The 4,747-nt window shown below is 37.9% G+C and carries 3 protein-coding genes; all 3 read right to left on the bottom strand.

Going from position 1 to position 4,747, the window contains the following annotated elements:
• On the bottom strand, window positions 1-3,062 hold a 3,062-nt coding region (locus tag K7A41_RS00600; RefSeq protein WP_265712162.1), incomplete at its 3' end, for a hypothetical protein.
• A gap of 282 nt (window positions 3,063-3,344) precedes the next feature.
• A complete protein-coding gene (locus K7A41_RS00595; RefSeq protein WP_265712161.1) occupies window positions 3,345-3,923 on the bottom strand; it encodes a hypothetical protein in 579 nt (192 codons plus the stop codon).
• Between the two features lie 632 nt (window positions 3,924-4,555).
• Window positions 4,556-4,729, bottom strand: a complete 174-nt coding sequence (locus K7A41_RS00590; RefSeq protein ID WP_265712160.1) for a hypothetical protein — start codon at window positions 4,727-4,729, stop codon at window positions 4,556-4,558.
• Between the last annotated feature and the right edge of the window lie 18 nt (window positions 4,730-4,747).

Here is a 4,747-nt window from a genome sequence, read left to right as displayed (position 1 = left end):
TTGGTCAGAACACTATCGACCTGGGCATACGTCGCGTTTCGGATCTCGGCTATAGGATACTGACCTCCGTACCCCCAGAGATAAACTGCAGTAGCTTCCTCACGTTTTTTTAGTTCCTGTGGCCGACCATTGGAGTTATATGAAGAAATCTGATATTCATTTGTGTATCGAGTATCGGCCGAAAACGAAGTCGGCGTTCCGTTTGGCGGTACAGTCCCTAAAGTCCGATTACTAAACTTAAACGCTGATAATACTATTGGGAGCTGACTGTCCAAGATCAATGTCTGATCCACTAACCCTTTACCTCCGGGCAGAAATTTGGTAATCTCTCCGTTCAGAATTGTCCTGACACTTCCTACTTCTTTATACTTAACCTTCTCAATAGAATATGCTATCAAATGATTGGTTTTCATGTTATCAATAAAAACAGTACCACTGGCATAATCATCAGGGTAAGTATATAATACAACTTCTTTCACGCCGTTACTCTTAACTGAGCTTACCCGACTTGGTTGAAGATGGCTCGGATTATCATAATTATAAACAACAGTACTTACGACAGGATTGAGGCCATTTTGATCAAAATCAGTCGTTTCGACCGTATCCATATAACTCCAACGCGTATAAATATAATTCTTGGAAACATCGAATGATTCAAATTCATCATCACTTGGAGGCGAGCTGTGACAAAAGCTAGTGTAAGCTTTCTGAACTGTATAGCCGTAAAAAATTTCGTTGTACCGGTCGTCAAATCTATAGGTCATCCGTTTCTGTTGAGTTACAATAAATTTTGAATTTCTTTTTAAGAATGTACGATTCATGGTATTCAAGCCATTTTTCGCAACTCCACGATTTGACAGTGTTGCTCCCAAAATATCGTTCCCCATTTTTTTCTCCCCTGGAGTATCGCCGTCAACCAGATAACTGTGCTCAATACCTCCATGCTCAAAATTCATCCCGAAACTTTCTATAACTGAACTGAAATATATATGATGCTGGGAATAGGTGTAGAGGTTCGTCAAAGAATTGGACACCATTCTCTTGTATTTAATAATCTGTCCGCACGGAAGAAACGTTCCACCGGATGTACCGCACGGCATAGCAATTTGATAATCTGTCAAATAAATCGGAGAAAAAGTTACCAACCCAGACGATCGATCAAGGTTGTTTAATACAGCATAATAATACTTCTTGGTATTTGCGAGATGTCCAGTTGAATCATAGCTGTTCACATAATCGAGAACTACACCGCCTGTTGGAACATTGCTCCTCTCCGGTTGATTCCCACGGACCATATAATGCAGAACGGCGGATCCCAAACTAAACTCTCCGTAAGCAATACATTTTAGTACATATTTGTGATTATCGACGAGATTCACCGGCTCGGAAAACCGGTCATTCTCAGGATTTAAAAAACATGAATATACGGTTCTATTATCCGTTATGTCAATTAAATAGATATAGGCCTGAGCATGATGGTCAAGCTCATTCGGATTTCCTATATAGGTAAAACTGGTGCCTATGTAAGAATCTCTTGCAGATGTAATAGTAATTGTATCCGAATACACAGTATTGCTACGGTTTATGTCGGCCCCCACAGCCGATACTGGCAATGTATATTCTGAATATTTGTACTCGGAGACTGAATAAGTCGGCGCTGTATAAGTTATCGTATTATAACCTCCTGTAGGAAAGTTTATTTTTGTAAGCATTCCTATTTTGCTATAACTAAAATCAGGTGACCTGTCAGCATTTGCTTCAGAAAAATATGATTGGTATTGTGCTACCGTAGGTCTTGGAATAAGTCCGCTGTTCGATTTACCATTAAAGTACCCAAAATGATCCTGCGCGTAACTCAATCTTGGGGGTAATAAGTCAATATTGTCATATTCGAACGTATAAACTTGTTTCTCATTTACATTTTTTGCTTCCCCAATCACTGAAGTTAAGAATGGTCTGACCTTCAATTTCGCATCGCTGTTACTATATTGATTAGAATAGTACGGGTTTCCGTTTGCGTAAACGTATTTGAGCTTAAAATTACAGCTCGGCTTTGATGAATCTTCGGGCAGGTAGATATTGACACTGTCCAACAGAACATCATATTTTAAATCCTGCCTATTGATATATTTAAACTTCACACGACTATTGCTCGAGGAGGATATTTCTGAAAGACAGACTGCCTTTATGGTGATGATATTTTCACAGTTACTGTTAGGAATATACTCTATTGGTTGGTTATCGCAATACACCGGCAAGGGGTTCACGAATTTTGTCATTGACTGCGAGATACTGACAGGATAAGAATAGGGTTCAAGGGCCGTATAGGTAAAATTTATGAAATCTCCTTCAGGATGAACCATTTTAGTTAAGTACCATGCAGTAGTAACGGGGCTGCTATAAGTCCGGCCACACTCCTCTCCAATTAGCGAATTTGATGACGATTCTGTCGAATTAAATCCCTCTCCAAAATAGTATATAATACCTTTAGGATCTGTTATCCTAAACTTCCATCCTGTATTATTAACTGACAGATTTGCTTCTATCTTTAGCGCGCTTTTTGATAACTGTATTGCCCGATTATCTAATAAAATAAACTTACCCGAATATCCGTTAACACTGAAAGAAAAGAAATCCGGAGCAGTGTCATAACCATCTGTGTTGCCAGCACTCGCCCTTTCCAAATAATTTAATAAATTTTGGTTGCGGGTAAAGTCAGTAGGGGGATTCCATTTTGTCGACGATTCATCTGGATCGTCATTTACGATACGCGTAATAATACCACCCGCATTAGACACCCAACTAATCCCCGTCCTCGATGCTATTTCATCAACTTTAACACCATTTGAAGCATAGGATAAACTGATAGGCAAGCTTAGTTTCCTTGACTGAACAGTATACAATGGTATTTCCTGCTGGAAAGTTCCCGTTTGTAGACCGACATTAAAATCTCCATATCTCGTTAGAGCAAACGAGGACGGAGACGGAGGAATTATATCTGCAATCTTATTGTTATGTTGAGCAGAGGCACTGATACATAGAATCAGACTACTAATCGCCATATAAATTTTATAAATAGAACATCTTTTCATACCTTTTATTTTAATAATTAACCATCAACTACGTGTACCATTAACAAACATTAAATTGTTCTACCTTTCATAACTTTCAATAAAATACAATTGTCACTACTTCAATTCTCTAAAAATGCTGTTATCTGATTCTAGTTGCTTTAATCTTTTCTGCTGTTCATTAACAAGCCTCTGTAACTGTTGGCTGCTTTTTTCCATACCAATCAGATGTATAGTAATCTCTTCAATCTTCTTAGGTAACATATTATTCATTTAACCGTGCGAAATTCCATTAGCTTCAGCTTCTGCAGCCTTTGGAATATCAGGCAGATGACCATTTTCACTAATAAATTTTTCAGTTTCTGAAAGGCTGGGGAGTTTATAGTCGGGTCTGAATACATAATCGGGCCAATTACTGGTCGTCACGAGCACTTCCTGAGCGGCTAACTTCCCCGATACGGGCATTTTATAGCCCGTCTTAAGATCAGAGCCTACAGTCAATGTATTAAATACACGGAGATCACCAGACTTTGAGGGCGACATCGTATAGCTGGCACTGTTGCTCCAGTAAATATTACCGTTGGTATGGAATCCAAACATAAATTGGGTCTGCTGTCCCGGATTAAAGATGATGGAGGTATGATTTGGATCAATTAATTGAATACTATTTCCAAAACCGTATACTCCTGATACTGCATTACATCCTTTTATGGACAGTCCCCCCAGTATCTGTAAATTGCTCTGAGGGGTTGTTGTTCCGATACCGACATTTCCAGTGGTCGGAAAAGTATTGGCCTGAGCATGCGCCGAAAGCGCAAACAGTGTTAGCGTTGGTGTTATTACTCTTCTCACAACGTAAATGGTTAAATTGTCAAATCTCTCGTTAAAATGGCAATGGCTATGATATTCACCTATGAAGACCAAAGCAATATTCAACTTTTGCTTTACTGTTTAAATATACGATTGAAGATCAAAATATTCGTGAAAAATAAAATAATTTTTAATCGGATCCTCATAAGCTGAAAAATAGCACATTGAAGAAAAATAAGCCTGAAAAATTTTAAATATCGTTGTTACAAATCATCCCTATAAATGGACTGCTTAGTCTTTCCATCTCAATTTTACAGATCGTGGCTACCATAATCCTTTTCTTGAAAAGGAAGGATTCTATCAATTAATAAAGGGATAATATTGCTTTTCCTTGAGAAAAGGCACCGTATATTTTTCCTCTAAAAGCTTATCCAAATTATTAGAGAAAAGGCTTGACAAAAAAATAGGGCAACTTGACCTTCAATCTGTATGTCTTCAAATTAATTTGGAGGATTTCCTAATGAGTGTCTTCTGTTTTATAAAACTATTAATTTCTGTTTTAAATATACTGGTAGAAGTGACAGTCCACGAACTTACGGTCTATGGCATTCATAACCTGCAGGTTGAACAGAGATTCTCCCTTAGGCTTAAAATAATAACTGCTGGGCGGTAACTCAATAACTTTGCACTGCCTGTAAACGCTCATAAGGATTGTACATTAAAGAATCTTCAATCGGAGGACTAAAAATCCCCTTCAAAATATCTAATGGTATAAAGTCTATATTAAATTCACCAATAAGTTCCTCATCTGCTCTATCAAACCAGCTAATAATACGTTCTATTTTCATAAAAAATCAATTATCTAA

The sequence above is a fragment of the Sphingobacterium sp. InxBP1 genome, assembly GCF_026191775.1.
GTDB classification, from domain to species: domain Bacteria; phylum Bacteroidota; class Bacteroidia; order Sphingobacteriales; family Sphingobacteriaceae; genus Sphingobacterium; species Sphingobacterium thalpophilum.
This window is presented reverse-complemented; position numbering and strand designations above follow the sequence as displayed.

Bases quoted from the DNA above. Each gene is read 5' to 3' on its own strand.
- K7A41_RS00590 (WP_265712160.1), bottom strand. From the start codon at position 4,729: ATGAAAATAGAACGTATTATTAGCTGGTTTGATAGAGCAGATGAGGAA.